Below are 1194 nucleotides of genomic sequence, written 5' to 3' on the forward strand. Positions count from 1 at the left end.
GCGGATCAGCGGATCAGCGGATCAGCGGGCCGGCGGGTCGTCGTCCGAGTCGGTCCAGGCGCCCGGCTCGTCGACGATCAGGACGGCGCCGTGGGTGTCCGCTCGAAGCTCGGCCGGTGCGAGTGCGCGGGCCAGGTGATAGACGGCCACCGTGACGATGGTGCCCAGGGCGATACCGCTCAGCACGAAGCCGGGCGCGATCTCGAGCGAGACGTCACCGATGCCGATGATGATGCCGGCCGCGACCGGGACCAGATTGATCGGGTTGCCGAAGTCGACCCGGTTCTCCTTCCAGATCTTGGCGCCGAGCAGGCCGATCATGCCGTACAGCACCACCGTGATGCCGCCCAGTACCCCGCCGGGCGTCGCCGAGATGATGGCGCCGAACTTCGGCGAGAAGCCGAACAGGATCGCCACCACCGCGGCCACCACGTAGGCGGCGGTCGAGTACACCCGGGTGGCCGCCATCACGCCGATGTTCTCGGCATACGTGGTGGTCGGGCCGGCACCGACCGCAGTCGCCAGCACCGAGCCGAGGCCGTCGGCGGCGATCGCCCGGCCCATGTCGCGGTCGAGGTTCGTGCCGGTCATCTCGGCCACCGCCTTGACGTGCCCGGTGTTCTCGGCGATCAGCGCGATCACCACCGGCAGCGCGATCAGTGCAAACGCGAAATTGAAGTTCGGGGCATGCAGTCCGACGACGTTGCCGGCGGCCTGGAACTGCCAGTGGGCCAGATCGGTGACCGGCGGGAAGCCGATCAGCGGTGCCGCCTCGACCGCGCTCCAGTCCACCCGCAGATGAGTGGTCACCTCACCGGCCGCCGGGCTGAACGACGTGATCGGGCCCGAGACGACGTCCGCCAGCCAACTCACCAGGTAGCCGATCAGCAGCGACAGAAAGATCGCGATCCGGCCCAGGAAGCCTCGCACGCCGACGCTGAGCACCACCACGACCAGCATCACGAACAGCGCGATCCACTGGTCCTGCGGCCAGTAGGTGCCGGCCACCACCGGGGCCAGGTTGAAGCCGATCAGCATCACCACGGCACCGGTCACCACCGGCGGCAGCGCGGCGTGGACCACCCGCGACCCGGCGAAATGGATGATCACACCGACGATGAACAGCAGCACGCCGACCCACAGCATCGCGCCGGTCAGATCGGCCGGGTTGCCGCCCGCGCCGTAGATGGCGGT

The 1194-nt window shown here is 69.1% G+C and carries 1 protein-coding gene; it reads right to left on the bottom strand.

Annotated elements, in window-relative coordinates:
• Positions 1-21: 21 nt before the first annotated feature.
• The coding region (locus tag Q0066_RS04305) for a solute carrier family 23 protein (protein WP_298130382.1) at positions 22-1194 on the bottom strand (1173 nt) is incomplete at its 5' end.

The organism is Micropruina sp. (genome assembly GCF_027492755.1).
In the GTDB taxonomy this organism is placed as follows: domain Bacteria; phylum Actinomycetota; class Actinomycetes; order Propionibacteriales; family Propionibacteriaceae; genus Micropruina.